Source organism: Blautia sp. AF34-10 (assembly GCF_003477865.1).
Lineage (GTDB): Bacteria > Bacillota > Clostridia > Lachnospirales > Lachnospiraceae > Fusicatenibacter > Fusicatenibacter saccharivorans.
This window is the reverse complement of record NZ_QUED01000026.1, coordinates 1-24110: the sequence shown is the minus strand read 5'-3', so window position 1 is coordinate 24110 and position 24110 is coordinate 1. Positions and strand designations below refer to the sequence as shown.

General features: G+C 41.8%; 27 protein-coding genes and 4 pseudogenes. 30 read left to right on the top strand and 1 reads right to left on the bottom strand.

Annotated elements, in window-relative coordinates; translation table 11 throughout:
* The first annotated feature begins 290 nt into the window (after positions 1-290).
* The 21 genes and pseudogenes from DWZ60_RS14190 to DWZ60_RS14090 all read left to right on the top strand — a co-directional run bounded on the left by DWZ60_RS14190 (position 291) and on the right by DWZ60_RS14090 (position 17960).
* On the top strand, positions 291-746 hold the full coding sequence (locus DWZ60_RS14190; RefSeq protein WP_055220871.1) for an NfeD family protein: 456 nt from the start codon (positions 291-293) through the stop codon (positions 744-746).
* The gene (locus tag DWZ60_RS14185) at positions 743-1711 is read left to right on the top strand and encodes an SPFH domain-containing protein (protein WP_022461086.1); all 969 of its coding nucleotides are present in this window, start codon (positions 743-745) and stop codon (positions 1709-1711) included. Before DWZ60_RS14190 ends, DWZ60_RS14185 begins: the two co-directional genes overlap by 4 nt.
* A 278-nt stretch (positions 1712-1989) precedes the next feature.
* Positions 1990-2979, top strand: a complete 990-nt coding sequence (argF, locus tag DWZ60_RS14180; RefSeq protein WP_055220869.1) for an ornithine carbamoyltransferase — start codon at positions 1990-1992, stop codon at positions 2977-2979.
* A gap of 128 nt (positions 2980-3107) precedes the next feature.
* Entirely contained in the window at positions 3108-4100 is a 993-nt protein-coding gene (locus DWZ60_RS14175) for a biotin--[acetyl-CoA-carboxylase] ligase (RefSeq protein ID WP_055220867.1), read from the top strand.
* A gap of 27 nt (positions 4101-4127) precedes the next feature.
* The gene (locus tag DWZ60_RS14170) at positions 4128-4511 is read left to right on the top strand and encodes a DUF6145 family protein (protein ID WP_022461083.1); all 384 of its coding nucleotides are present in this window, start codon (positions 4128-4130) and stop codon (positions 4509-4511) included.
* The gene (gene dusB / locus DWZ60_RS14165) at positions 4501-5499 is read left to right on the top strand and encodes a tRNA dihydrouridine synthase DusB (protein ID WP_226906337.1); all 999 of its coding nucleotides are present in this window, start codon (positions 4501-4503) and stop codon (positions 5497-5499) included. Before DWZ60_RS14170 ends, dusB begins: the two co-directional genes overlap by 11 nt.
* 129 nt (positions 5500-5628) lie before the next feature.
* Positions 5629-7023 carry an MATE family efflux transporter gene (locus DWZ60_RS14160; protein WP_055267420.1) on the top strand — a complete coding sequence of 465 codons (1395 nt, stop codon included), beginning with the start codon at positions 5629-5631 and terminating at the stop codon, positions 7021-7023.
* A 232-nt stretch (positions 7024-7255) separates the two neighbouring features.
* Positions 7256-7738, top strand: a complete 483-nt coding sequence (greA, locus tag DWZ60_RS14155; RefSeq protein WP_022461080.1) for a transcription elongation factor GreA — start codon at positions 7256-7258, stop codon at positions 7736-7738.
* A 28-nt stretch (positions 7739-7766) separates the two neighbouring features.
* Positions 7767-9812, top strand: a complete 2046-nt coding sequence (gene lysS, locus DWZ60_RS14150) for a lysine--tRNA ligase (RefSeq protein WP_119221906.1) — start codon at positions 7767-7769, stop codon at positions 9810-9812.
* Positions 9813-10073: 261 nt separating this feature from the next.
* On the top strand, positions 10074-10541 hold the full coding sequence (locus DWZ60_RS14145; RefSeq protein WP_330422355.1) for a GNAT family N-acetyltransferase: 468 nt from the start codon (positions 10074-10076) through the stop codon (positions 10539-10541).
* An 82-nt stretch (positions 10542-10623) separates the two neighbouring features.
* Positions 10624-11304 (top strand): class I SAM-dependent methyltransferase, encoded by a 681-nt coding sequence (locus DWZ60_RS14140; RefSeq protein ID WP_119221904.1) that lies wholly within the window; start codon positions 10624-10626, stop codon positions 11302-11304.
* Positions 11305-11403: 99 nt separating this feature from the next.
* Positions 11404-12006 carry a Type 1 glutamine amidotransferase-like domain-containing protein gene (locus DWZ60_RS14135; RefSeq protein WP_055225706.1) on the top strand — a complete coding sequence of 201 codons (603 nt, stop codon included), beginning with the start codon at positions 11404-11406 and terminating at the stop codon, positions 12004-12006.
* A 270-nt stretch (positions 12007-12276) separates the two neighbouring features.
* Positions 12277-12465: a hypothetical protein gene (locus DWZ60_RS14125; RefSeq protein WP_055040005.1), complete on the top strand. Its 189-nt coding sequence runs from the start codon at positions 12277-12279 to the stop codon at positions 12463-12465.
* 104 nt (positions 12466-12569) lie between these two features.
* Positions 12570-13283 carry a lantibiotic protection ABC transporter ATP-binding protein gene (locus DWZ60_RS14120; RefSeq protein WP_055225704.1) on the top strand — a complete coding sequence of 238 codons (714 nt, stop codon included), beginning with the start codon at positions 12570-12572 and terminating at the stop codon, positions 13281-13283.
* Positions 13276-14007 carry a lantibiotic immunity ABC transporter MutE/EpiE family permease subunit gene (locus DWZ60_RS14115; protein WP_118085451.1) on the top strand — a complete coding sequence of 244 codons (732 nt, stop codon included), beginning with the start codon at positions 13276-13278 and terminating at the stop codon, positions 14005-14007. The genes DWZ60_RS14120 and DWZ60_RS14115 overlap by 8 nt, the downstream gene beginning before the upstream one ends.
* Position 14008: 1 nt before the next feature.
* Entirely contained in the window at positions 14009-14749 is a 741-nt protein-coding gene (locus DWZ60_RS14110) for a lantibiotic immunity ABC transporter MutG family permease subunit (RefSeq protein WP_119221902.1), read from the top strand.
* A 14-nt stretch (positions 14750-14763) separates the two neighbouring features.
* Positions 14764-15426, top strand: coding sequence for a response regulator transcription factor (locus DWZ60_RS14105; protein WP_015512795.1), 663 nt, complete (start codon positions 14764-14766; stop codon positions 15424-15426).
* Positions 15414-16789, top strand: a pseudogene (locus DWZ60_RS14100) (sensor histidine kinase). The gene DWZ60_RS14105 and the pseudogene DWZ60_RS14100 overlap by 13 nt, the downstream one beginning before the upstream one ends.
* A 112-nt stretch (positions 16790-16901) precedes the next feature.
* Positions 16902-16997, top strand: a pseudogene (locus tag DWZ60_RS18365) (DUF6462 family protein); the annotation flags it as partial.
* A gap of 308 nt (positions 16998-17305) precedes the next feature.
* Positions 17306-17521, top strand: coding sequence for a hypothetical protein (locus DWZ60_RS14095; RefSeq protein WP_055221652.1), 216 nt, complete (start codon positions 17306-17308; stop codon positions 17519-17521).
* A 22-nt stretch (positions 17522-17543) separates the two neighbouring features.
* The gene (locus DWZ60_RS14090; protein ID WP_055225697.1) at positions 17544-17960 is read left to right on the top strand and encodes a hypothetical protein; all 417 of its coding nucleotides are present in this window, start codon (positions 17544-17546) and stop codon (positions 17958-17960) included.
* 51 nt (positions 17961-18011) lie between these two features.
* On the opposite strand, the gene DWZ60_RS14085 is transcribed toward DWZ60_RS14090, so the two are convergent.
* Positions 18012-18527 (bottom strand): helix-turn-helix domain-containing protein, encoded by a 516-nt coding sequence (locus tag DWZ60_RS14085; RefSeq protein WP_055182202.1) that lies wholly within the window; start codon positions 18525-18527, stop codon positions 18012-18014.
* Between the two features lie 192 nt (positions 18528-18719).
* On the opposite strand from DWZ60_RS14085, the gene DWZ60_RS14080 reads away from it, so the two are divergent.
* The 9 genes and pseudogenes from DWZ60_RS14080 to tnpA form a co-directional block, all read left to right on the top strand.
* Complete coding sequence (locus DWZ60_RS14080) at positions 18720-19376, top strand: hypothetical protein (RefSeq protein WP_172680796.1); 657 nt, start codon at positions 18720-18722, stop codon at positions 19374-19376.
* A gap of 735 nt (positions 19377-20111) precedes the next feature.
* Positions 20112-20321 (top strand): DUF6219 family protein, encoded by a 210-nt coding sequence (locus tag DWZ60_RS18360; protein WP_118595572.1) that lies wholly within the window; start codon positions 20112-20114, stop codon positions 20319-20321.
* 3 nt (positions 20322-20324) lie between these two features.
* Positions 20325-20780, top strand: a complete 456-nt coding sequence (bcp, locus tag DWZ60_RS14065; RefSeq protein WP_021737556.1) for a thioredoxin-dependent thiol peroxidase — start codon at positions 20325-20327, stop codon at positions 20778-20780.
* The gene (yaaA, locus tag DWZ60_RS14060; RefSeq protein WP_055267392.1) at positions 20780-21529 is read left to right on the top strand and encodes a peroxide stress protein YaaA; all 750 of its coding nucleotides are present in this window, start codon (positions 20780-20782) and stop codon (positions 21527-21529) included. Before bcp ends, yaaA begins: the two co-directional genes overlap by 1 nt.
* Before the next feature lie 127 nt (positions 21530-21656).
* Positions 21657-22064, top strand: a complete 408-nt coding sequence (locus tag DWZ60_RS14055; protein WP_055225693.1) for a Fur family transcriptional regulator — start codon at positions 21657-21659, stop codon at positions 22062-22064.
* Positions 22057-22677 (top strand): annotated as a pseudogene (locus DWZ60_RS20945) (flavin reductase); the annotation flags it as partial. The gene DWZ60_RS14055 and the pseudogene DWZ60_RS20945, both read left to right, overlap by 8 nt.
* An 18-nt stretch (positions 22678-22695) precedes the next feature.
* Positions 22696-23238: a rubrerythrin gene (rbr, locus tag DWZ60_RS20940; protein WP_005426680.1), complete on the top strand. Its 543-nt coding sequence runs from the start codon at positions 22696-22698 to the stop codon at positions 23236-23238.
* Positions 23239-23265: 27 nt separating this feature from the next.
* Positions 23266-23361, top strand: a pseudogene (locus DWZ60_RS21300) (L-lactate dehydrogenase); the annotation flags it as partial.
* 353 nt (positions 23362-23714) lie between these two features.
* On the top strand, positions 23715-24110 hold a 396-nt coding region (tnpA, locus tag DWZ60_RS14045), incomplete at its 3' end, for an IS200/IS605 family transposase (RefSeq protein WP_119221917.1).

The window sequence follows — 24110 nt, the reverse complement described above, 5'->3', positions numbered from 1 at the left end:
AACGTTATGAAAATGTAATCTGCTTTTTCGAACGCTTTAAACATTACAAATTTCTTCGTTTCTATAACTGCATCACAACAGATAGGAGTGTGTAAAGAATGGTTGTAGCCGTTTTAAAATGAAAAGATGTGATGGAAGAATAAGAAGATCGGGTTTTCTGCGCTGTCTCTGTGCGACCAGTTCTTAAAATCCTGTCTTTTTTCTGAATATTCCACCTCTCCGCTTGCTATTTTCATTCTCATATAGTATCATGAATCCAACAGCCAAGAAATCGGAAAGGAGAGAGGAGCATGGAATATGCAGTGTACTGGCTGATTGCGCTTGTGGTTTTGCTGGTGATTGAGGCGGCAACGTTAGGTCTGGCAACCATCTGGTTTGCGGGCGGCGCCCTGATTGCTCTGATCGCAGCTATGTGCGGAGCCGGATTTGTAATTCAGATGGTCTGCTTTCTTGTTGTATCGCTGATACTTCTGATTTTTACACGTCCTGTAGCCGTCCGTTTCCTGAATAAGGATACCTTAAAAACAAATGTAGACCGCGTGATTGGAATGGAAGGGATCGTCGCAGAAGAGATTTCCAACCTGGCAGGCACCGGAAAGGTATCGCTGGGCGGAAACACCTGGACTGCGAGAACGGAAAGCGAAGGAGGCATTATCCCGAAAGAGACCGTGGTGGAAGTGCTCCGTGTGGAAGGCGTCAAGCTGATTGTAAAGGTCAAAGAAAAAGAAGGAGGAAATGAAACATGAGTGGTGGAGGAATTGCAGGAATTTTAATGATTTTTCTTCTTGTGATTGTACTGTTTATTGCAGCATCGTGTGTGAAGATCGTGCCGCAGGCCAGTGCTTACGTTGTTGAGAGTCTTGGAAAATACAAAGGCACCTGGGCAACCGGTCTTCATTTTAAGGTTCCGTTTATCGAGCGCGTGGCAATCCGCGTGAACTTAAAAGAGCAGGTGGTGGATTTCCCGCCGCAGCCGGTCATTACAAAAGATAACGTTACGATGCAGATTGATACGGTCGTATTTTTCCAGATTACCGATCCGAAGCTGTTCGCATACGGTGTTGTAAATCCGCTGATGGCCATTGAAAACCTGACCGCAACGACACTTCGAAACATCATCGGAGATCTGGAGCTGGACGAAACACTGACATCCCGTGAGATTATCAACACGAAGATGCAGGCAGCTCTCGATATCGCAACCGACCCGTGGGGCATTAAAGTCAACCGTGTTGAGCTGAAAAACATCATGCCTCCGGCAGCCATTCAGGAAGCCATGGAGAAACAGATGAAAGCAGAGCGTGAACGCCGTGAAGCAATCCTGATTGCAGAAGGTGAGAAAAAATCGACCATCCTGGTTGCCGAAGGTAAAAAACAGTCTGCGATCCTGGATGCAGAGGCAGAGAAGCAGGCAGCGATTCTTCGTGCTGAGGCAGAAAAAGAGAAACGAATCCGCGAGGCAGAAGGCCAGGCGGAGGCGATCCTCAAAGTACAGCAGGCAAATGCCGATGGTATCCGTGCCATCAAAGAGGCAGGTGCTGACGATGCGGTTCTTACCTTAAAGAGTCTCGAGGCACTTGGTGTTCTGGCGAATGGAAAAGCAACGAAGATTGTTGTTCCGTCCGATCTGCAGGGACTGGCAAGTCTGGCTACCACATTCAAGGGAATCGTGGAAGAGCAGAAAGGCCCGGCAGGGAAAGAAGGACAGAAATAAAAAAGCAGGATTCTCCCGTGAAACGCATCATGCCGGACACGGGAGAATTTTTTATTGCTCTGCATCCGGAGGGAGCTGCCACTGGCAGATTCTGTAGTTGCCGGTAAGAATAACAGAATAAAAATGTATAAAAATACATATATTATGAATAATACAAGTAAAATACGTAAAAATATACATTTCACCCCTTGACAGATGCGCCGGCCTGTTTCATAATAGAAACCATCTTAAGCGATAAAAATACATTACATACCGATATATTTAAGGAGGAACACACCATGGATTTAAAAGGACGCGATTTTCTGACATTAAAGGATTTCACCCCGGAAGAGATTTCCTATCTGCTGGATCTGTCCGCAGAGCTGAAGGATAAGAAAAAGAAAGGCATTCCGGTGGACACCCTGCGCGGTAAAAACGTTGCGCTGATCTTCGAGAAAACCAGCACCAGAACCCGCTGTTCCTTCGAAGTAGCCGCACATGATCTCGGCATGGGAACCACCTATCTTGACCCGACCGGTTCCCAGATCGGTAAAAAAGAGAGCATCAAAGATACGGCCCGCGTTCTTGCAGGAATGTATGAGGGAATTGAGTACCGTGGATTCGGCCAGGAGATCGTAGAGGAGCTGGCAAAATATTCCAAAGTCCCGGTATGGAACGGACTGACCAACGAGTACCACCCGACCCAGATGCTCGCCGATATGCTGACAATCCAGGAAGAGTTCGGCCACTTAAAAGGCATCAAACTCGTTTACATGGGCGACGCCCGCTACAACATGGGAAATTCCCTGATGATTGCATCTGCAAAAATGGGTATGGATTTTGTAGCCTGCGCACCGAAGAAATACTTCCCGAACGCGGAACTCGTTGCACAGTGTGAAGAGTATGCAAAGGAGAGCGGCGCAACCATCACCCTCACCGAGGATGTAAAAGAGGGAACGAAAGACGCCGATGTTATCTATACGGATGTCTGGGTATCCATGGGTGAGCCGGACAGCGTATGGGAGGAGAGAATCCACGATCTGACTCCGTACCGCGTGACAAAAGAAGCAATGGCAAATGCCAAGGATACCGCGGTATTCCTGCACTGCCTGCCGTCGTTCCACGATCTGAAAACAAAGATTGGAAAAGAGATCCACGACCGTTACGGACTGGATGAGATGGAAGTTACCGATGAGGTATTTGAGTCCGCACAGTCGAGAGTCTTCGAGGAAGCAGAGAACCGCATGCACACGATCAAAGCTGTGATGGCAGCAACGCTTGGTGCATAAACTTTCTGGTGGAAAAACCGGAACAGACTGTGTATAATAGAAGAATGGCAAGACACGTACAGCAGCGCTGCGGAGCACGTCTTTCGCAGCGCTGCTGTTGGTTTATGTGAGGAGTGTGAAGATATCATATGCTGGAAAATAAAAGAGCTGAGACACTGCGCCTTCTGCGAGAATCAGGAGAAAATGTTTCGGGTCAGGATTTGTGTGAACATTTTGGAATTTCCCGTACTGCAGTGTGGAAGATCATGAATCAGTTAAAAGAGGAAGGATACGAGATCGAGGCGGTACAGAATAAAGGTTACCGTCTGCTGAACGAGCCGGATCTGATGACGAAGGACGAGCTGGAAAGCCGCACGCATACGAAATATGTTGGACAGACGGTCTATTACAGCCATGAAGTAGATTCGACAAATACGTGGGCGAAGCGCCTGGCGGAAGAAGGAGCGCCGAACGGTACACTGACAACGGCCGAGACGCAGACCGCTGGAAAAGGCCGCCGCGGAAGAGTCTGGAAATCGCCGGAGGGAACTTCCGTTTCGATGTCCCTCCTGCTGTACCCGGATCTCGAGCCGGCCAAAGCGCCGATGCTGACGATTGTGATGGGACTTGCTGTTGTGCAGGGGGTACAGAGAGCGCTCGGCGTCGACACGAGAATTAAGTGGCCGAACGATGCGGTGCTGAACGGGAAAAAGCTCTGCGGAATCTTAACCGAGATGAGTGCACAGATCGATTACATCAATTATGTCGTCATTGGAACGGGAATCAATGTGAACCAGACGGAGTTTCCGGAAGAAATTGCTGAGATCGCGACGTCACTGGCGATCGAAATGGGGCATCCGGTCAATCGGGCGAAAATAGTCGCAGCGGTGCTGGAGGCGTTCGAGGAGAATTACGAAAAATTCCTGGAGGCGGGAGATCTCTCGGCGCTGCAGGAAGCCTATGAGGCTGTACTTGCAAATAAGGATCAGCCGGTGCGTGTGCTGGATCCGAAAGAGCCGTTCGAGGGTGTGGCGCTCGGCATCACGTCGACGGGTGAGCTGCGTGTGAGAAAAGAGGATGGAACGATCGCGGAAGTGCATTCCGGCGAGGTTTCAGTGCGCGGCCTGTACAGTTATGTATAAAAAACTTGGATCAGGAAAGGAAAATATATGTATTCAGATGATGAAAAAGTAGTGCTCTGCGGAGCGAGTGCGTATGAGCAGAAATATTATTTTAACCAGGATTTTGCATCCCTGCCGCAGTCCGTGCAGGATGAGCTTCATATCATGTGCGTTATGTTCACCGTGGAAATCGGCGGCATTTTCACCATGTGGTTTGACAGTGACGGCAGTCTGCAGTTCGAAACAGAGGCTGTAGATGCGGATGCGATGTACGATGAGATCGGCGGTGCGCTGCGGATCAAGCAGTATCAGGAGGAGAAAAAGGATCTGCTGGAATCTCTGGAGCTGTATTACCGCGTTTTCTTCCTCGGCGAGGAAGTGCCGGAGGAAGCGTTCGCAGAAGAAGACGGAGAGAAGCCGGATGGAAAGTAAGAAACGTACGCTCCAGACGATGTCTCCGCTGAAAATCGGAAATGTGGAAATGCAAAATCCGCTCGTGCTCGCACCGATGGCAGGTGTGACGGATCTGCCGTTCCGCGTTCTCTGCAAGGAGCAGGGAGCAGGCCTGATCTGTATGGAGATGGTCAGCGCGAAGGCGATTCTGTATAAGAACAAAAATACCGAGGATCTGATGACGATTCATCCGGGTGAACATCCTGTATCGCTCCAGCTTTTTGGCAGTGATCCGGAAATTCTGGCGCAGATTGCCGCACAGATCGAGGAGCGGCCGTTTGACATTCTGGATTTTAACATGGGCTGCCCGGTGCCGAAGGTCGTCAACAACGGCGAGGGCTCCGCGCTGATGAAGGATCCTGCGCTGGTGCGGAAGATTGTGACCGGTATGGTAAAGGCAGTGAAAAAGCCGGTGACAGTTAAAATTCGAAAGGGATTTAACGAAGAGTCGGCGAATGCTGTGGAGATTGCAAAGATTCTCGAGGACTGCGGTGTGGCTGCGATTGCGGTGCATGGAAGAACGCGGGCACAGTTCTATTCCGGAAAAGCAGACTGGGATATCATCCGTCAGGTAAAAGAAGCGGTTTCGATTCCGGTCATCGGAAATGGCGATGTGGTTGATGCGGCGAGCGCCGAAGCGCTGGTTGAACAGACGGGCTGCGATGGCATTATGATTGGCCGCGGCGCGGAAGGAAATCCGTGGATTTTTAAACAGATTCTTCATTACAGGGAAACCGGAGAAACACTTGCAAAGCCGACGCAGCATGAGGTAAAAGAGATGATGCTTCGCCATGCGCGCATGCAGGTGGAATACAAAGGCGGCGCGATCGGCATCCGCGAGATGCGGAAGCACGTTGCGTGGTACACGGCGGGATTCCCGCACTCGGCGAAACTGCGCGCAGCGATCAACCAGGTGGAGAGCCTGCAGGAGCTGGAACAGATGCTGAATGAGTGGGAACGCGGCTGACAAGTAAGTAAAATAAGTCAAAAAAGTACCTATGATATGCCAATATTGATATATCACGGGTACTTTTTCTATGCTATACTGACATTTAGAGGTATTGGGAATAAAAAAACAAAAGAGGGAGTGTAGTGTATGACTATCAAAGAACTTTTCGCACCGTCCGACATGACGGTGGGAAAGCCGTGGGAAAAGATTGTAGCTTTTACAATCCCTATGCTGATCGGCAACATTGCCCAGCAGCTCTACAACACGGTTGACAGTATTGTAATCGGAAAATATGTCGGGGACAACGCGCTTGCGGCAGTTGGAAGCGCCAGCCCGATCTTAAACCTGCTTCTGGTTCTGTTCGTCGGAATTTCCGTCGGCGCCGGCGTCATGGTGTCGCAGTATTTTGGGGCAAAACAAAGAAAAGAGCTTTCGATGACGATCGGAAACTGCGTCACGCTGACAGCAATTTCTTCCATCATTATTATGATTCTGGGAGCCGTCCTCTCAAGACCGCTGCTGGAAATGCTGAAAACACCGGATTCTATCATCGACTGGTGTACCTCGTATCTGGTGATCCTGATGGTGGGCTGTGCCGGCAGTGCGTACTATAACATTCTATGTGGTATCCTTCGCGGACTCGGCGATTCGATTTCGGCGCTGATTTATCTGCTGGTGGCAACGGTCATCAACATTGTATTGGATATTGTATTCGTTTCCCAGTTCCACATGGGTGTTGCCGGAGTTGCATACGCGACCGTGATTGCGCAGGCAATTTCTGCAGTACTCTGCATGTGGCGTCTGATGCGTATGACCGACATTTTTGATTTCAGGCCCAAATACCTGAAAATGAAAAAACAGTATTCGATGGAAATTATCCGCCTTGGTCTGCCGTCCGGTATTACCCAGGCGATCTTCTCCATGGCGATGGTTATCGTACAGTCGCTGACCAACAGCTTCGGTGAAATGGTTATCGCCGCGAATGTTATCATCATGCGTGTCGATGGCTTTGCAATGATGCCGAACTTTTCGTTTGGTACCGCGATGACAACGTATGCTGGTCAGAATGTCGGTGCACGCCGTATGGACCGCGTAGAGCAGGGCGCAAAACAGGGAACACTGATTGCAGTCGGAACCTCAACGACCATTACCCTTTTAATTGTTATTTTCGGCCATCATCTGATGGGAATCTTTACGAATACCACAGAGCTCGTAACATTAAGTGCCAATATGATGAAGATCCTTGCGGTCGGCTATATTGCCATGGCAATAACACAGTCGCTTTCCGGCGTCATGCGTGGAGCAGGCGATACGATGACCCCGATGTGGATTTCGATGGTTGTTACCGTTGTAATCCGTGTGCCGCTGGCATACGGTCTGGCCTTTCTGACCAGAACGCCGGAGCTGCCAAACGGACGATATCAGGTACTCTGGATTTCCATGCTGGTAAGCTGGTGCATGGGTGCGCTTCTGACGCTGATTTTCTATAAAAAAGGAAATTGGAAAAAGAAAGCACTGACAGGAAGCTCATCCGAAAAATAAAGGAAAAATAAGAGAAAGATGCAGGAAGGATTTGTGAAAAAGAAAATCTTTCCTGCGTTTCTTTTTTTCTTGACATTCCGTGGGCAATCCTTTATACTACTTTAATTGTTAGGATAGGCGGAGTCTATCCTTATTTCAACCGGGAATACTGAAAATACAGCGCATTTCCGGAGAGTTTACAGAATAAAATCAGATATGACTGGATACAGAAACGATAGAAAGGGTGTATAAAATGGAACAGAAAAAAACGATTCTTACCTATGCCGGCCTGAAAAAACTGGAGGACGAGCTTCATGACCTCAAAGTAAACAAACGTAGAGAGATTGCCGGTAAAATCAAAGAAGCAAGAGAGCAGGGAGACCTTTCCGAGAACGCCGAGTACGATGCAGCAAAAGATGAGCAGCGTGATATCGAGGCAAGAATTGAAGAGATCGAAAAAATCCTGAAAAACGCAGAGGTTGTTGTTGAGGACGAAGTAGATTCCGATAAGATCAATATCGGATGTAAAGTAGACGTACTGGATCTGGAGTATGACGAGGAAATCGAGTTCCAGATCGTTGGCTCCACCGAAGCAAACAGCCTGGAAGGAAAAATTTCCAACGAGTCTCCGGTAGGAAAAGCTCTGATCGGCGCGCACAAGGATGATATTGTCGATGTAGAAACACCGGCCGGAATTATGCAGTACAAAGTACTTTCTATCCAGAGAAATATCTAAAAAATACAAAGAAAAGGGAGTGAAGAGATTGGCACAGCAGACACAGGAACAGGATATTAACCACTTACTGAAGGTTCGCCGCGAGAAACTTGCAGAGCTGCAGCAGAACGGAAGAGACCCGTTCCAGATTACAAAGTTCGATCAGACACATCATTCGCTTGAGGTGAAAGGTCTTTACGAGGCACATGAGAGTGAGCTGTTAAAAGACCGCCAGGAGCCGAACGTAGAGGGAATGGATGAGGAGCAGGCGAAAGAAGCTCTTAAAAAGGATTACGAAGAGAGAAGAAATATCATGGACGCAAGCCCGATCCATGTGGCAATTGCAGGACGTATGATGTTTAAGAGAGTCATGGGCAAGGCATCTTTCTGCAACATTCAGGATTTACAGGGAAACATCCAGGTATACGTTGCAAGAGATGCGATCGGAACAGAGTCTTACGCTGATTTTAAAAAATCGGATATCGGTGATATCTTCGGAGTGGAAGGATTTGCTTTCAGAACAAGAACAGGTGAGATTTCTATCCATGCAGAGAAAGTGACACTCCTCTCCAAGAGCTTACAGATCCTCCCGGAGAAGTTCCACGGTCTGACAGATGTAGATACCCGTTACCGTCAGAGATATGTAGACCTGATCATGAATGCAGAGTCTAAAGATACCTTTATCAAGCGTTCCAAGATTCTCAGTGCGATCCGCAAGTACTTAAGCGGAGAAGGATTCATGGAAGTTGAGACTCCAATGCTTGTACAGAACGCAGGTGGAGCAGCAGCAAGACCGTTCGAGACACATTTCAATGCCCTGAACGAAGATCTGAAGCTTCGTATTTCCCTGGAGCTGTATCTGAAGAGACTGATCGTCGGAGGACTCGAGAAGGTATATGAGATCGGACGTGTATTCCGTAATGAGGGTCTTGATACAAGACATAACCCGGAGTTCACTCTGATGGAGCTTTACCAGGCATTTACAGATTACCACGGCATGATGGATCTGACAGAGAACCTGTATCGTTTTGTCGCACAGGAAGTGCTCGGAACGACACAGATCGTATACAAAGGAATCCCGATGGATCTCGGTAAGCCGTTCGAGCGTATCACAATGGTTGACGCAGTGAAGAAATACGCAGGCGTTGACTGGAATGAAGTTGAGACTCTGGAGCAGGCAAGAGAACTTGCAAAAGAGCATCATATTGAGTTTGAAGAGAGACATAAAAAAGGTGATATCCTGAATCTCTTCTTTGAGGAGTTTGTAGAGGAGCATCTGCTTCAGCCGACGTTCGTTATGGACCACCCGGTTGAGATCTCGCCGCTGACGAAGAAAAAGCCAGAAAATCCGGAATATGTAGAGCGCTTCGAGTTCTTCATGAATGGTTGGGAGATGGCAAATGCTTATTCTGAGCTGAACGATCCGATCGACCAGAGAGAACGTTTTAAAGCCCAGGAAGAACTGCTTGCACAGGGCGATGATGAAGCCAATACAACAGATGAAGACTTTATGAACGCATTGGAGATCGGTATGCCGCCGACCGGTGGTATTGGATTCGGCATTGACCGTATGTGTATGCTTCTGACAGGAGCTGAGGCAATCAGAGACGTGCTGCTCTTCCCGACAATGAAATCACAGGGCGCTGCTAAGAACGAAGCAAACAACGCAGCTCAGTCTGGTGCAGCAGCTCCGGCAGAGACAAAAGTAGCTGAGAAGGTTGATTTCTCCAATGTGAAGATTGAACCAATCTTTGAAGAAATGGTTGATTTCGATACATTTGCAAAATCTGATTTCCGTGCAGTTAAGATTCTTGAGTGTGAAGCAGTTCCGAAATCCAAGAAGCTTCTGAAGTTTGTACTGGATGACGGAGAACGCAAGGATCGCGTGATTTTAAGTGGTATTCACGAGTATTACGAGCCGGAAGAACTGGTTGGTAAGACAGCAATCGCTATCGTGAACCTGCCACCGAGAAAGATGATGGGAATTGATTCCGAGGGTATGCTGATTTCAGCAGTACACGAGGAAGATGGTCACGAGGGACTGAACCTTCTGATGGTAAATGACAGAATCCCAGCAGGTGCTAAGCTCTATTAAGATGATGTAAAGATGTACCGTTTTACCAAATAGACGGGACGTACTTCATTTGATAAAAAACTAAAAAAACAGCGATTTACATTAAACTTACATCAATTGATGCAGAAATCGGTGCAAGCAAGGGAAAATCGCATAATTAGTGCAATGGGTGGGCAATTCCAATCGGAGTTGCCCATTTTCTAAAATGAATGGAAATGCAAATCGATATTTAGCGAGGTAAAGATATATGCTTCATTTAGAAAAAGTAAATGGTAATAATGTCTGGGATATCCTGAAACTGACGGTATCGAAATCGCAGAAGACTTCGTTGCCACCAATGAGATCAGCATCATTGAAGCGTATACTGCAATTACGGGAAACGGTCATGCATTCCCGTTTGGTATATATGATGAGGATAAGCCTGTAGGCTTCCTGATGATTGGTTTTGATGTTGATGATTATTGGACGGATGCACCTGAAATTGCAAAGGGAAACTATAATCTGTGGCGTCTTATGATCGATAAGGCATATCAAAACAGAGGGTACGGAAAAGAAGCGGTCAGCCTTGCATTAGAGTTCATAAAATCTATGCCTTGTGGAGAAGCGGAATACTGTTGGCTATCATATGAACCCGATAATGCAGTTGCCCGTCAGATGTATCGCTCTTTCGGTTTCGAAGAAACCGGTGAAATGGACGGCGAAGAACTGATCGCTGTTCTGAGACTGCAATTAACAACTTCAAGTTTTTGAAACTGAGAAATAGGAAGTTGTGGAGGTAATTATCAATGAGAAATATTTACGATAATAGTGAATTTTTGCCGCATATGCGGAAATGGGAAGAAGCAAAGATGGTCTGAAAGCTGCTGGAGAGTGGCATCAGTTGCAACCGTTATTCCCTAAATTACAGGGAAAAAAAGTTTTGGATTTAGGATGTGGTTACGGTTGGCATTGCAAATATGCCGCACAAATGGGAGCTACTGAAATTCTTGGTATTGATAGTAGTCAAAAAATGATTGCAAAAGCAGTAGCTGATAACTCTGATGACAAAATCAAGTATAAAGTTTGCGGTGTTGAAGAATACATTTATCCTGAAAATACTTATGACCTAGTTGTTTCTAACCTGGTACTGCACTATATCGAAAATTTAGCTAATGTTTATCAAAAGGTGTATTGCACATTAAAAGTAGGTGGGTATTTCCTATTCAATATTGAACATCCGACTTTCACCGCAGGTGTTAATGAGGATTGGATTTATGATGAAAATGGGAAACCTAAATATTGGCCAATCGACAATTACTATTACCCAGGCGAAAGAGAAACCAATTTTCTTGGTCAACGAGTAATTAAACAGCACCACACATTAACGCAGATATTGAATCCACTTATAAAATGTGGTTTTCAAATTGAGGCTATTGAGGAAGCAATGCCTCCGGCAGATATGATGGGTATGCCGGGAATGTGTAATGAAATGCGTAGACCTATGATGTTGTTGGTTAAGGTTAAAAAGGTTTAATAAACAACTTCTAGTTTGTAGATGCAAATACATAGTAATTATGGTGTAGGGGACAAGGAATTGTTCCTTGCAAATCGCAATTTATAAAGGAGAATATTGATGAACCTATTTTTATGTTCGCACTTTTCAAGTGTAGGAAGTCTGATAAAGGAAGAAATTGAAAATAAAAAAGTCGCATTTATTCCAACAGCTTCGCTGCGTGAAGGCTACACCGGTTATGTCGGCTCGGCTCGAAAATTATTCAAAAAGTTGGGAGCAATCGTAACTGAAATTGATATTTCAACGGAGGCTTATTCAACGATACAGTCTGTTTTTGAAGATGCGGATGTGATATATTTTACCGGCGGAAATTCTTTTTTCCTTATAGACCAGCTCCGTAAAACGGGAACGGATGAGCTGTTGAAGAAAGAATTGGCAAAGGGAAAACTGATGATTGGTGAATCGGCAGGTGCGATTATATGCGCTCCAAGCATCCAATATATCGAGCAAATGGATGAAAAGCCGGAGGACTACTCACAAGAAGATGATGCAGGGCTTGATTTGATTGATTTCTATGTTCTTCCGCATTATCTTACAGCACCATTTAAGAAAGTTACCGAGAAAATAATGACTGAGTTTTCGGATTTGAATCTATGCCCAATTAACAACCGTCAGGGAATTGTAATTGATGGTGAAGGTTCAAAGGTTATTTGTAAAGACTAATTTGAAAATTCAAGTTTGTCGGACTTACTCTACAATAATCAAAGACCGCTTACATCGTGTAGGCGGTCTCTTTTCTTATTCAGAAATATTTGATTTTGAGCTTTCTTTTCTTGGCTGACATTACCTTGCAGAGAACATTGTCAACCCCGTCGGTATATCTGCCTTGTGCTATCAGGCTGTTCTTTAAACGGATAAGTGATTGTATTACTCTGCCATATTCGTCATCATTAAGATAGATGAAGCACTTGAATTGATGGGCAGGTAGACTATATGTATGGAGAAGCACTTTATAAGCCTGAAATGAAAGAAGGAAATCCTATAAGGTTATATAGTTTGGATGAAATCACGGAGATATTCGGTAAATTAGGACTTCGTATTTGTAACAGCTTTGCTGATTTCAGTGGAAAGCCGAGTTCTGATAATGATATTCAATTGATGGTTTATTCCATACGAGAATAAAAATAGAGTAGACGAATTATTTAGCAATCTTCATCAAATCTTTATTTCTTTCTGTTAGGTTATATTTCAGTAAGAAATGAAATATGGAAGGAAGGATAGTAAAGATGGAAATGATGTTGCAGACACAAAATTTGTGTAAATATTTTAGAAAGCAGAAAGCGGTAAATAATGTTTCACTTAATATAGAAAAGAAACAGATTTATGGACTGCTTGGACCGAATGGTGCGGGAAAATCTACCACATTGAAAATGTTGACTGGTATGATGAAACCCACTGCAGGAAAGATTTACTTTGATGGAAAACTTTGGGATAGGAAAGATTTATCAAAAATAGGAGCGTTAATTGAGAATCCGCCTATTTATGAAAATCTTTCCGCCAGAGAGAATTTGAAGGTAAGACAATTATTGCTTGGTACAGATGAAAACAGAATTGATGAGGTCTTGCAGATTGTATCACTTACAAACACCGGAAAGAAGAAAGCAGGACAGTTTTCTTTGGGAATGAAGCAAAGACTAGGCATTGCAATGGCATTGCTTGGAGAACCGGAACTTTTGATATTGGATGAACCTACGAATGGATTAGATCCAATAGGAATCGAGGAATTACGAGAGCTGATCCGGTCTTTTCCGGAACAGGGAATCACTGTAATTCTCTCCAGTCATATTCTCTCAGAGGTACAGTTACTTGCAGATAAAGTCGGGATTATTTCAGGTGGAATCTTAGGATACGAAGGAGCATTAAAGCAGGGAGATAATCTTGAAGATTTGTTTATGAATGTGGTAAGAAAAAACCAGAAAGCAGGTGAAATCCATGGTTAATATTATAAAAGCAGAACATCAAAAAGCCAAAAGAACCATGCGAAAAAAGTTTATCTGGGGATTTCCTCTTCTTACATTTGTCATGGCATTTATATTTACTCTTGGGATGACAAATGCTTATGCAGAAAGTGTTTGGAACTGGTGGTATACACTTTTGCTGCCGGGGATGATTGCTCTATTTTGTTATCTTTCTGTGGCGCAGGAGAAAAAGATAAAATACTATCATTTAATGACTATTCCCACAGACAGAAGAAAATTGGTGCTGGGGAAAATTATTTATATTGGGTACATGATTTTGTTTTCTAATGTGATTGTGTTTGCAGGAGCAACGCTTGGAGGCTTTCTTCTAACGACACATGTTCCAGTTGGAGGAGCGTTGATTGCAGTATTGTTTCTGACGGTTTCTGAGTTATGGGAGATTCCGGTAGCTTTATTTTTAAGTGAACGATTTGGAATGATTGTAAACCTGTTCGTCTGCCTGTTTATTACCGTCAGCGGTGTGGTAATATCACAAACCAGAATCTGGTATGTACTTGTTTCTGCAATCCCTATGCGAATGATGTGCCCGTTGCTTCATGTTTTACCAAATGGACTTGCCGCAGAAGCAGGGAATCCTCTTTTGGATACGGGAGTCATTGTTCCGGGAATGTGTCTCTCAATCATCTGGTTTGTTTTTGTAACGGTTCTGTTTTTGAAATGGTTTGAGAGAAGAGAGGTGAAATAAGATGATTGGAAGATCTCTTAATGCAGACTTGCGAAAGATGAAAGGAACATCTGTGATTCTGGCACACTTACTGATTCCGATTATAACCAGCGTTATATTTTTAATATATTACTTTTTTTCACCATGGAATGAAAATATGAAAGTGATTGCATTTTATCAGGCAATAGGAGCAGGACTTCCGGTACTTATTGGAATTTTTACAGCAAGTGTGATGGAACAGGAACAAAATGCAGGTGATTTTCAAAATCTGTTGTCTTTATCGGATAAACCTGCAGCATTTTTATCGAAACTGTTGATGCTACTGGTTTTGTGTCTGTGCTCTATCCTATTGACAGCAATCATATTCGGAATTGGATTTGGAAGAATCGCATCAAGCGATATCGAAATCATGAAAGGATGTATATTTGCAGCATTGCTGCTGTGGGGAAGCAGTGTTCCACTTTATCTGTGGCAGCTGATTCTGGCTTTTCAGTTTGGAAAAGGGGTATCCATTGGAGCAGGGATTATATCAGGACTAATTAGTGCATTGATGCTTACCGGACTTGGAGATTATGTGTGGAAATATGTATTTGTCTGCTGGACGGGTAGAGTACCATATACTTATCTGCAATCTATATTGGGAGAAACTAGTGTAGGTGAATGGTTGTCATTCATACCAGGTTGCTTAATATTTACAGGGATTAGTATGGTATACTATTTTTGGTGGGTAAACCACTGGGAAGGAAACAGAATATCGGAATAGAATCGAGGGAAACTATGGCAAAAATACTGGCAGTTGATGATGAACCGGCAATTTTGGAAATGATAGAAAGCATTTTGAATAAGGATGGACATCTGGTTACCAAAGTAAGTAATCCACTAAAAATTAATATGGAAGAATTACATCGTTATGACCTGATTTTACTGGACATTATGATGCCTGGAATTGATGGCTTCGAATTATGCAAAAGAATCAGGGCACTTGTGGATTGTCCGATTTTGTTTCTTACGGCAAAAACGGAGGAAAACAGTCTGGTAAACGGACTTTCTTTAGGAGCAGATGATTATATTTCAAAGCCATTTGGAGTGATGGAACTTCGGGCAAGGATCAATGCACATCTTAGAAGAGAGCACAGGGAACATTCTGTCCGGATGGTTTTAGGGAGAGTCTGCATTCAGATGTCTCAAAAGAAACTGTTGATGGATGATAAAGAACTTCCGTTTACGAAAGCAGAGTACGAAATCTGTGAATTTCTGGCTAAAAACAGAGGACAGGTTTTCTCGAAGGAACAGATATTGGAAGCGGTCTTTGGCTTTGACAATGAGAGTAATGACAGTACTATAATCACGCATATCAAAAATATAAGAGCAAAATTTGCGGATTATGATTATATGCCGATAAAAACAGTCTGGGGGATTGGATATAAATGGGAAGAGTAAAGAGAAGCAATGCACTCAGCAGGATTTTTATGAGATATGTACTGGTCATGCTTGGATCATTAGTTGGTTTGGTGATTGTTGCTTATCTGCTGCTGTGCCTTTTGATTAGTGTGGGCTGTATTTATCCGGCAAATTATGCAGAGCAAAAGATTAATGAAGCATATGATACGATTCTACGTGCAGATAAAGTGACTGCTGAGATGATTCCCGCACTTTGTGATTATGTAATCTTTTCAGAGAATGGAGAGAAAATAGGTGGAGATCTGTCAGAACAATACGAACAGATAGCATGGAATGTTGCAAAGTACGGAAACGCATCCGGGAAATATTTTTATAAAGTAATTGTAAGGGAAAATGAATATGTTGTATTGCAATATCGCCTGACACCTCAATATCATTCAGCTTTTTTGAGGGAGCATTTTATAGGACCACAGAATGTGATGAGTATTATGTCAGTGATTGGAGCGGTAGCGATTATCATCATTCCGTCCATACGTTTTGGAAAAAGAATCAAAAAGCAGATGCAGCCTGTATTAGACGCAATCAGACAAATAAAGGATCAAAATCTGGAATATGAGACATCCTGTTCCGGTATCAAAGAGTTTGATGACTGTTTATCGGCAATCGATGATATGCGAGATGCATTGCGAGAATCTTTAGAAAAGCAGTGGAAAACAGAGCAGGAAAAGAAACAACAGATGTCTGCTTTGGCGCATGATATTAAAACACCTCTTACGATTGTACGGGGAAATGCAGAACTACTTTCAGAGACTGAACTGACCACAGAACAGAAGAATAATATCACTTATGTTTTGAACGGCACAACACAGATACAAAGTTATGTAAAACAGTTGATAGATGTCACAAAATCATGGAATTGCAGTGATGTTACCTATACAACGGTGAGGTTAGAAGATTTTTTCGCAGATATAAAGGAACAGGCACTCGGACTGGTAGAAATCTATCACCAGAAAATAGATTGGAAGGCGGGACAAAGTGATAAAAAGGTAACGATTGCTTATGATCCAATGTTCCGAGCCGTAATGAATGTGATTCAGAATGCAGTGGAGCATACAAAAGAAAATGGAATCATTTATATTGACGCAAAGGAGCAGGATGGCCGGCTGACATTCATTGTGGAGGATAGCGGATCAGGATTTACAAAAGAAGCATTATTGCATGGCACAGAGCAGTTTTTTATGGATGACACAAGTAGAAATGGCGAAGCCATTATGGAATGGGACTATTTTTTGCAAAAACTGTGGCTGAAAAATATGGTGGAGGTATTAAACTTTCAAATTCTGAAAATACAGGTGGGGCGAGGGTAGAAATATTTTTCCTGAGTAGTCAAGAAACAAGCTAAATGAAAAGTCTAATCCCCCAGCATAGCTGGGGGATTAGACTTTTCATTTATACGGATATTCGCAAACTACAAGATAAAGCCAAAACTTCATATACTCTAACAGTTAGCGAAAGATGCCAGAGCAGTATACCATGTCAAACGAATTGTGTTAGTTAATTTGGATCTTATTGATGAATATCTGGAAGCATTCCGTGATGAAGAATTTTGATGAAAGAACAGGAGGAACAACTATTCCTCGAAAATTGAGAATTACATATGTTCAATTCTTTGTATTAGGTATATATTTTGAAAAGTTATCCGGTTATACTGACAATATCAAAAGGCAGAACTGTTAGAATGAGGTGAGCAGATGGATACAGCACAGAGAATAAGGATAATTCGGATGATTGAAAAAATAGAGAAGAACCCAGAATTCAGTAGTAAAATCGGTGTGAGAAATACATCTGAGTTTATATCAAGTAAACAATCAAAAAAATGAATGATTCAAATCATAACAGGAGTCAGAAGGAGTAGAATATGTTATCGTTATTATTTGCTATATGCATGATTTGGTTTATTGGAAAATTTTTTATATTTGGTGTAAAAGCATCCTGGGGAATCTTAAAGCTGCTCTGTACAGTTGTATTTTTCCCGGTGATTTTGATAGGAATGGTTGTTGGCGGACTGATTTATATTGCACTTCCATTGTTGATCATCGGCGGAATCATTGCACTTATATCATCTAACTCATAAAAATACGAGGAGGGAAGAAATTATGGGATATGATATAGAAAAAGAGAAACGAGAAGCGATTGAAGCAGGACAACGTGCGTTAAGTAGTCTTCGGACAGCAAAAGAGAACCTGAACAGTGCAAAGAATTGGGGCTTGGTGGATATGTTTGGCGGTGGATTCTTTTCTACGATGTTGAAACACTCCAAGATGGATCAGGCAAGACAAAATATGGAACAGGCGAAATATGATCTTCGTAATTTCAGTAGGGAATTAAATGATGTGAACGTGGCTTGTAATTTAAACATCAATACTGGAGACTTCTTATCCTTTGCAGATTATTTTTTTGATGGATTTGTTGTGGATTGGATGGTGCAGGATCGAATCAATAATGCCAGACATCAGGTGGAAGAAGCTATCCGCAGAACGGAATACATCATAAACCAGTTACAGCATATGTAAAGGAAAGAGGCAGTGAACCATAAATAGGTTCGCTGCCTTGTTTTTTCATACTTATTTCTGTTTCTTTTTTTCTTCTCTGAGCAATTCGATGTTTAGTCCCTGCTCTCCGGCTGTTTTATCAACCCAGAGATTCAGAGAATCTATTGCCAGAGAAATTTCATCCAGTTTGTTGCTGATAAAAGCAAAATCCTTGATCTCATCATCACTGATCTTACCGTCACGGGCAATCTGGATCAGACGTGTGGTAAGAGGATTAATCTCATTCAGACTGGCAATGGTTTCCAGGATTATATTGGACAAGTCAGAAACTTCGACTTCCGGGACATAACGGTGACCGATTTCGCATTTATGAGAGCAGTAATAATTGCAGAGATCTGGTCGCCCGTAAGCGTCTGCCATCTGGATAATATCATAAGGTGTAGGTTCCTGCATTTCATATTCAAATTTTTCAATTTTAGAATCAGAAACAGCAGTCATTTTTTCGCTGGCTTCTAATCTGGTAAGACCGGCTTCTTCCCGGCAAATCTGATAAATTGTTTTATTTTCTCTTGTAGATTGTTTCCCCATGAGAATAACCTCCCCGTATATCGCCGAACATGAGAATTATCAGGTGTTAAGTCCACATGCTGTGCGTGTATTTTCTTTATAGATTTTATTATACTTGAAGCATCAGTAAACAACAAGTGCATTGTTGATACGGAATTATGAAAGGAAGAAAAAACATGAGGAAAACTAGAAGTGATTGTAGAGTAGGAACATTTGAAAAGAAGCATGGTCTTCCACCGGGGACTATTAGAAACAAAAATGGAAGAGATACCAGAAGTGACAAAAAAATTGGCACCATTCGCAAAGAAGCAAAGTAGGAACATAATCATGGAAAAGAAAATAAGAAAAAGATATCATTCAGAAGAAGCTGTAAAAAAAGCGTTAAAAATTGAATCATTTCGAAATTTAACAAAGGATAAAGTGATGGAGTTTACATCTATGATTCCATATATGGAAAAGGAAGTGGCGCTTGAAATAATAAAGCAGTTCCCAGTATATGTAGAGTTTGTGGAATCAGCAATAGAAAATTATACACAGTTATGCAAAACAATTTTAGAAACAAATAAAGAAGAATATGAACAAGCAGTTCATGCACATCAGTATGTTCTTGAGACCTTCGCAAATCAGCTGGAACAAGAAAACTTAACAGAGGAGGAAAGAAGGGAATTTTCTGAAAAAATGATGGAAGAAGCTGATAAAATAACGGAATTATATTTACAGCAGCAGAAATTTCATGAGCGAGTGTTCAAGACGATTGGGGGAGTTGTAACATTAGCTTTGGGAGTGACGGTAACAATGTTAGGTTTAAAAGCAATTGGTAGCGATGAAGATTTACCTCAACTAGATGATGAGAATCAGAATGTTGCATAATAGCTTTATCTATAATTGAAAACAACAGGATGGAAAGGCTCAGGAAAAAGTATTCTGGGCCTTTTGTCTTAGAAGGATAGCAGTATAAAAGAGCAGGGATTTTTATACCCCACCTATTGATATACACTGTAACCGTCAAAGAAGATTAAATCATAAAATTCAAAGAAATGGAGGAGTTGGCAATGAAAGGTTTTAACACTGGTGATGGTTACATGGGATTGGAGACTGTGAGAAAAAGTCTGTAACACTTTTTCTATGCGAACCCTACAAAAATATTAGAAGAATAACGTATGCAAAACTTCCTGTTTGCCAACTTGCCCTTTGAGAGAGGAAAAATCCTTTTCTCAAAGGGCTTTTTTGTTTATACGGATATTCGCAAACTTACAAGATAAAGCTAAAATTTCATATACTCTAAGCACAAGGAGGTTGAGGTTTATGAGCCAAACAGCACAGTGTCTAAGGCATATAAGCCACGAACCTGGTATACATTCTGCCAAAGGGGAACAATGACGCAGGGTATCTGTAAATTAAAAAATAATGAAAAGAAGAATAAAAAAATACAACACGAAAGGATGCGTCAAGGTAATGCAAGAGTTATCGTGATACATCCTTTTGTATTTGGATTGAGTATTTTTCTTTCCCTGCTTGTCAAAAGTAATGGATGGAATGTATAATATTGTTAATGATCCAGAGATATTTATTTTGGAAACAGCTTAATCAATTTGGAGGTATAAAATGAAAGCACATAAGTATTGGTCAATCGGAGCGTTAATTACTATGATTGGAACTTTTTATACTGGATATAAAGGATCCAAATCAGGTCATAGGTATTTTGCGTGTAGCACTCTTATATGTATGATCATGTCTATGTATACGGGACATAAAATGATTTCAGGTAATAAAAGAATAAGAAAACAGGTGGAAAATACAAAAGCGGAGGAATAGTAAATGTTAGAGTTAGGAAAAAAAGCACCGGACTTTGAATTGCCGGATCAGAATGGAGAAATGCATAAATTAAGCGATTATGCAGGAAAAAAAGTGATCTTATATTTTTATCCAAAGGATAATACACCAGGATGTACGAAGCAGGCATGTGGCTTTTCTGAGCGTTATCCACAGTTTACTGAGAAGGGAGCTGTTATTCTCGGAGTAAGCAAGGACTCTGTAGCGTCTCACAAGAGATTTGAAGAAAAATACGGACTGGCATTTACGCTATTAGCAGATCCGGAGCGTAAAGTTATTGAAGCATATGATGTCTGGAAAGAAAAGAAAAATTATGGAAAAGTATCTATGGGTGTAGTAAGAACTACATATCTTATTGATGAGCAGGGAATCATTATAAAGGCAAATGATAAAGTCAAGGCGGCAGATGATCCTGAAAATATGCTTAAGGAATTGGCATAATGAAGATTATTTTATCACCTGCAAAAAAGATGATTGTAGATACCGATAACTTAGCACCGGTTGAACTGCCTGTCTATATTGATAAGACAGCAGAAGTATTAAACTGGATGAAAAGCAAATCAAAAGAAGAACTGAAAGCTATCTGGAAATGTAATGACAAGATTGCAGAGCAGAACTTTAACAGATTGGAAAATATGGATCTTTATAACAGGCTTACTCCGGCTGTTTTAGCATATGAAGGGATTGCATTTCAATATATGGCACCATCTGTGTTTGAAATCCAGCAGTTTGAGTATTTGCAAAATCATTTAAGAATCTTGTCTGCGTTTTATGGCATTTTAAAACCAATGGATGGTGTGACTCCTTATCGTCTTGAAATGCAGGCAAAGGTTGGAATTGGAGATGCAAAAAATCTGTATGAGTACTGGGGAGAATTGTTATACCGCTCAATAATCGATGACAGGAGGATTATCATTAATCTTGCATCAAAAGAATACTCAAAATGTATAGAAAAGTATCTGACATCACAGGACAGATATATTACGATTGTATTTTGTGAGTTATCCGGAGATAAATTGGTAACAAAAGGTACCTATGCCAAGATGGCTCGGGGTGAAATGGTCAGATTCATAGCGGAAAATAATATTGAAAATCCGGTGGAGATTCAGAAATTTGATAGACTCGGATATTCGTTTAGGTCTGATTTATCTTCAGATTCAGAATATGTATTTGAACGCAAAATAAAATAGTTATTCAGGTAAAAGATGCTCAGTTTGACAGTTTTTATAATAATGAGAATTATTACTATTTTTATTGACAGCAGGATGATGGTGGTATATAATCCTTATTAAGAACTAATCCTAATAAGGAGGACGAATGACAAGTAGGAGAAATACCATTCAAAAAGATCTCGTAAGAAATACCGTATACGAAATGAGAAGACACGTTACGGCGAATGAAGTGTATGAATTTATAAAAGAAGCATATCCAACAATTGGAAAAGGAACGGTATATAGAAATCTTGATATATTGGTAGAGGAAGGTGCATTAAGAAAGGTTGAAGTTCCGAATGGACCGAACCGATTTGATTTTACATTGAAAAATCATTACCATGTAAGATGTATAAAGTGCGGTGAAATTTTTGATGTGGATATGGATCAAATACCGGATTTGCTGGAAAGAATTCATAACACTCATGGAATTGAATTTGTGGATTATGATATTTCATTTAAAGGCATTTGCCCGAAATGCAGGGAGAAGGTAAAGGAGGAACAGCATGGATAGGAAAGCAATGTATAAGTTGAGTTATGGACTGTTTATATTGACCGCTAAAGAAGCAGAAAAAGATAACGGATGCATCATTAATACAGCCATTCAGGCAGCTTCGGAACCAAACCAGTTAAGTATCTGGGTAAATAAGGCAAATTATACGCATGATATGATTCAAAGAACCGGAAAATTTACTGTATCAGTCTTAAGTCAGAAGGCACAATTTGAATTGTTTAAACATTTTGGCTTCCAATCAGGAAGAGATACCAATAAGTTTGAAGCCTTTGAGCAGTGTGCCAGGGGCACAAATGGTATTTATTATATTACAGAAGGTACAAATGCATACATTTCTGTGACAGTTACTAAAACAGAGGACTTGGGTTCACATACGATGTTTATCGGTGAGATAACCGATATGGAAGTTTTAAGCAATGTTCCTTCAGTAACATATGATTATTATCAGAATAATATTAAGCCTAAGCCACAGGAGGTTGGAAAAACAGAGGACGGTCAGACAATATGGCGTTGCAGAATTTGCGGATATGAATATGTAGGCGAGGAATTACCAGATGACTTTATATGTCCTTTGTGCAAGCACCCGGCATCAGATTTTGAAAAAGTAGTAAAGAAAACGGAGGTAAAAGAGATGGCAGCAAACAAATATGCAGGAACACAGACAGAGAAGAATTTACAGGAGGCATTTGCAGGGGAATCACAGGCAAGAAATAAGTATACCTATTTTGCTTCTGTAGCGAAAAAGGAAGGTTACGAGCAGATGTCAGCATTGTTTTTAAAGACTGCAGATAATGAGAAAGAACATGCAAAGATGTGGTTCAAGGAATTAGCAGGAATTGGTGATACAAAGGAAAACCTGGTGGCAGCGGCAGAAGGCGAAAATTATGAGTGGACAGATATGTATGATGGCTTTGCTAAAACAGCTGAGGAAGAAGGATTCCCTGAGCTTGCAGCAAAATTCAGGGCAGTAGGTGAGATTGAGAAGCACCATGAGGAAAGATATCGTGCACTTCTTAAGAATATTGAAACTTCACAGGTATTTGAAAAGAGCGAAGTTAAGGTATGGGAATGCCGTAACTGCGGACATATTGTGGTAGGAACTAAGGCGCCTGAAGTATGTCCGGTATGTAATCATCCACAGAGCTATTTTGAAGTACATGAAGAGAATTATTAAGGAGATGAGATTATTACGAAGAAGAAAGTGATTAATTCAAAAAAAGCAGTAATGATAGGCTGTGGCTTTGTTGGTTCTGCATCGGTATTTGCTCTGATGCAGAGTGGCTTGTTTACAGAGATTAAGTGATAATTTTTTTGCAAAGATTGTAGATTATAAATCTTCTTTTACAAGCGATAATAATCTGATGAAAACAATGATCATCAGGTGCTTCAAAACATCTTTCCAATTTGGTGCAGGCAGATATTATTGAACCAGTATCCGGTCACGGAAAAGGAAAATATAAATTCAAGAAGTAGTTTAGGTATTGTAAAATTTCCACTCGATGAGTGGAAATTTTGCTTATCCAATGCGTCGTAAAACCCCTTGCTTCAGCTATGGGGATATATAAGACGCGTCCATCGAATTTACGCAAGTAATTGAAGATGGACAAAATAACAATTGTGTTAATTGATAAAACATTGTATAATACAAACATGAACACAACATATAAATCAAACAATAATGTCGTCTATTCCTGTAAATACCATGTAGTATGGTGCCCCAAATATAGACGAAAAGTATTAACGAACGGTGTAGATGTCCGGCTGAAGGAGCTGCTCACAGAGTATGCTGCAAATCGTTCTGTAGACATTCTGGAAATGGAGATCATGCCAGACCATGTTTATATGCTGCTGGAAGTAGATCCTCAGTTTGGAATCCACAAAGCTGTAAAATCGTTCAAAGGCTATACGTCCAGAATTTTAAGACAGGAATTTCCCTATCTCAAAACGAAAATGCCGACGCTCTGGACAAACAGCTATTTTGTATCTACCGTTGGCGGTGCCCCGCTGGAAGCAGTAAAACAGTATATCGAAAACCAGAAAACATCG

What these genes read in the sequence shown, in the direction of transcription:
- DWZ60_RS14110 (WP_119221902.1), top strand. Translation starts at nt 14,009, where the DNA reads ATGATTGGAAGATCTCTTAATGCAGACTTGCGAAAGATGAAAGGAACA.
- dusB (WP_226906337.1), top strand. Translation starts at nt 4,501, where the DNA reads ATGGAAAGTAAGAAACGTACGCTCCAGACGATGTCTCCGCTGAAAATC.
- DWZ60_RS14090 (WP_055225697.1), top strand. Translation starts at nt 17,544, where the DNA reads ATGGGATATGATATAGAAAAAGAGAAACGAGAAGCGATTGAAGCAGGA.
- DWZ60_RS14160 (WP_055267420.1), top strand. Translation starts at nt 5,629, where the DNA reads ATGACTATCAAAGAACTTTTCGCACCGTCCGACATGACGGTGGGAAAG.
- argF (WP_055220869.1), top strand. Translation starts at nt 1,990, where the DNA reads ATGGATTTAAAAGGACGCGATTTTCTGACATTAAAGGATTTCACCCCG.
- DWZ60_RS14185 (WP_022461086.1), top strand. Translation starts at nt 743, where the DNA reads ATGAGTGGTGGAGGAATTGCAGGAATTTTAATGATTTTTCTTCTTGTG.
- DWZ60_RS14055 (WP_055225693.1), top strand. Translation starts at nt 21,657, where the DNA reads ATGACAAGTAGGAGAAATACCATTCAAAAAGATCTCGTAAGAAATACC.
- rbr (WP_005426680.1), top strand. Translation starts at nt 22,696, where the DNA reads ATGGCAGCAAACAAATATGCAGGAACACAGACAGAGAAGAATTTACAG.
- DWZ60_RS14170 (WP_022461083.1), top strand. Translation starts at nt 4,128, where the DNA reads ATGTATTCAGATGATGAAAAAGTAGTGCTCTGCGGAGCGAGTGCGTAT.
- yaaA (WP_055267392.1), top strand. Translation starts at nt 20,780, where the DNA reads ATGAAGATTATTTTATCACCTGCAAAAAAGATGATTGTAGATACCGAT.
- DWZ60_RS14125 (WP_055040005.1), top strand. Translation starts at nt 12,277, where the DNA reads ATGTATGGAGAAGCACTTTATAAGCCTGAAATGAAAGAAGGAAATCCT.
- DWZ60_RS14105 (WP_015512795.1), top strand. Translation starts at nt 14,764, where the DNA reads ATGGCAAAAATACTGGCAGTTGATGATGAACCGGCAATTTTGGAAATG.
- bcp (WP_021737556.1), top strand. Translation starts at nt 20,325, where the DNA reads ATGTTAGAGTTAGGAAAAAAAGCACCGGACTTTGAATTGCCGGATCAG.
- DWZ60_RS14085 (WP_055182202.1), bottom strand. Translation starts at nt 18,527, where the DNA reads ATGGGGAAACAATCTACAAGAGAAAATAAAACAATTTATCAGATTTGC.
- DWZ60_RS14115 (WP_118085451.1), top strand. Translation starts at nt 13,276, where the DNA reads ATGGTTAATATTATAAAAGCAGAACATCAAAAAGCCAAAAGAACCATG.
- DWZ60_RS14175 (WP_055220867.1), top strand. Translation starts at nt 3,108, where the DNA reads ATGCTGGAAAATAAAAGAGCTGAGACACTGCGCCTTCTGCGAGAATCA.
- DWZ60_RS14190 (WP_055220871.1), top strand. Translation starts at nt 291, where the DNA reads ATGGAATATGCAGTGTACTGGCTGATTGCGCTTGTGGTTTTGCTGGTG.
- DWZ60_RS14135 (WP_055225706.1), top strand. Translation starts at nt 11,404, where the DNA reads ATGAACCTATTTTTATGTTCGCACTTTTCAAGTGTAGGAAGTCTGATA.
- DWZ60_RS18360 (WP_118595572.1), top strand. Translation starts at nt 20,112, where the DNA reads ATGAAAGCACATAAGTATTGGTCAATCGGAGCGTTAATTACTATGATT.
- DWZ60_RS14120 (WP_055225704.1), top strand. Translation starts at nt 12,570, where the DNA reads ATGGAAATGATGTTGCAGACACAAAATTTGTGTAAATATTTTAGAAAG.
- DWZ60_RS14095 (WP_055221652.1), top strand. Translation starts at nt 17,306, where the DNA reads ATGTTATCGTTATTATTTGCTATATGCATGATTTGGTTTATTGGAAAA.
- greA (WP_022461080.1), top strand. Translation starts at nt 7,256, where the DNA reads ATGGAACAGAAAAAAACGATTCTTACCTATGCCGGCCTGAAAAAACTG.
- DWZ60_RS14140 (WP_119221904.1), top strand. Translation starts at nt 10,624, where the DNA reads ATGGGAAGAAGCAAAGATGGTCTGAAAGCTGCTGGAGAGTGGCATCAG.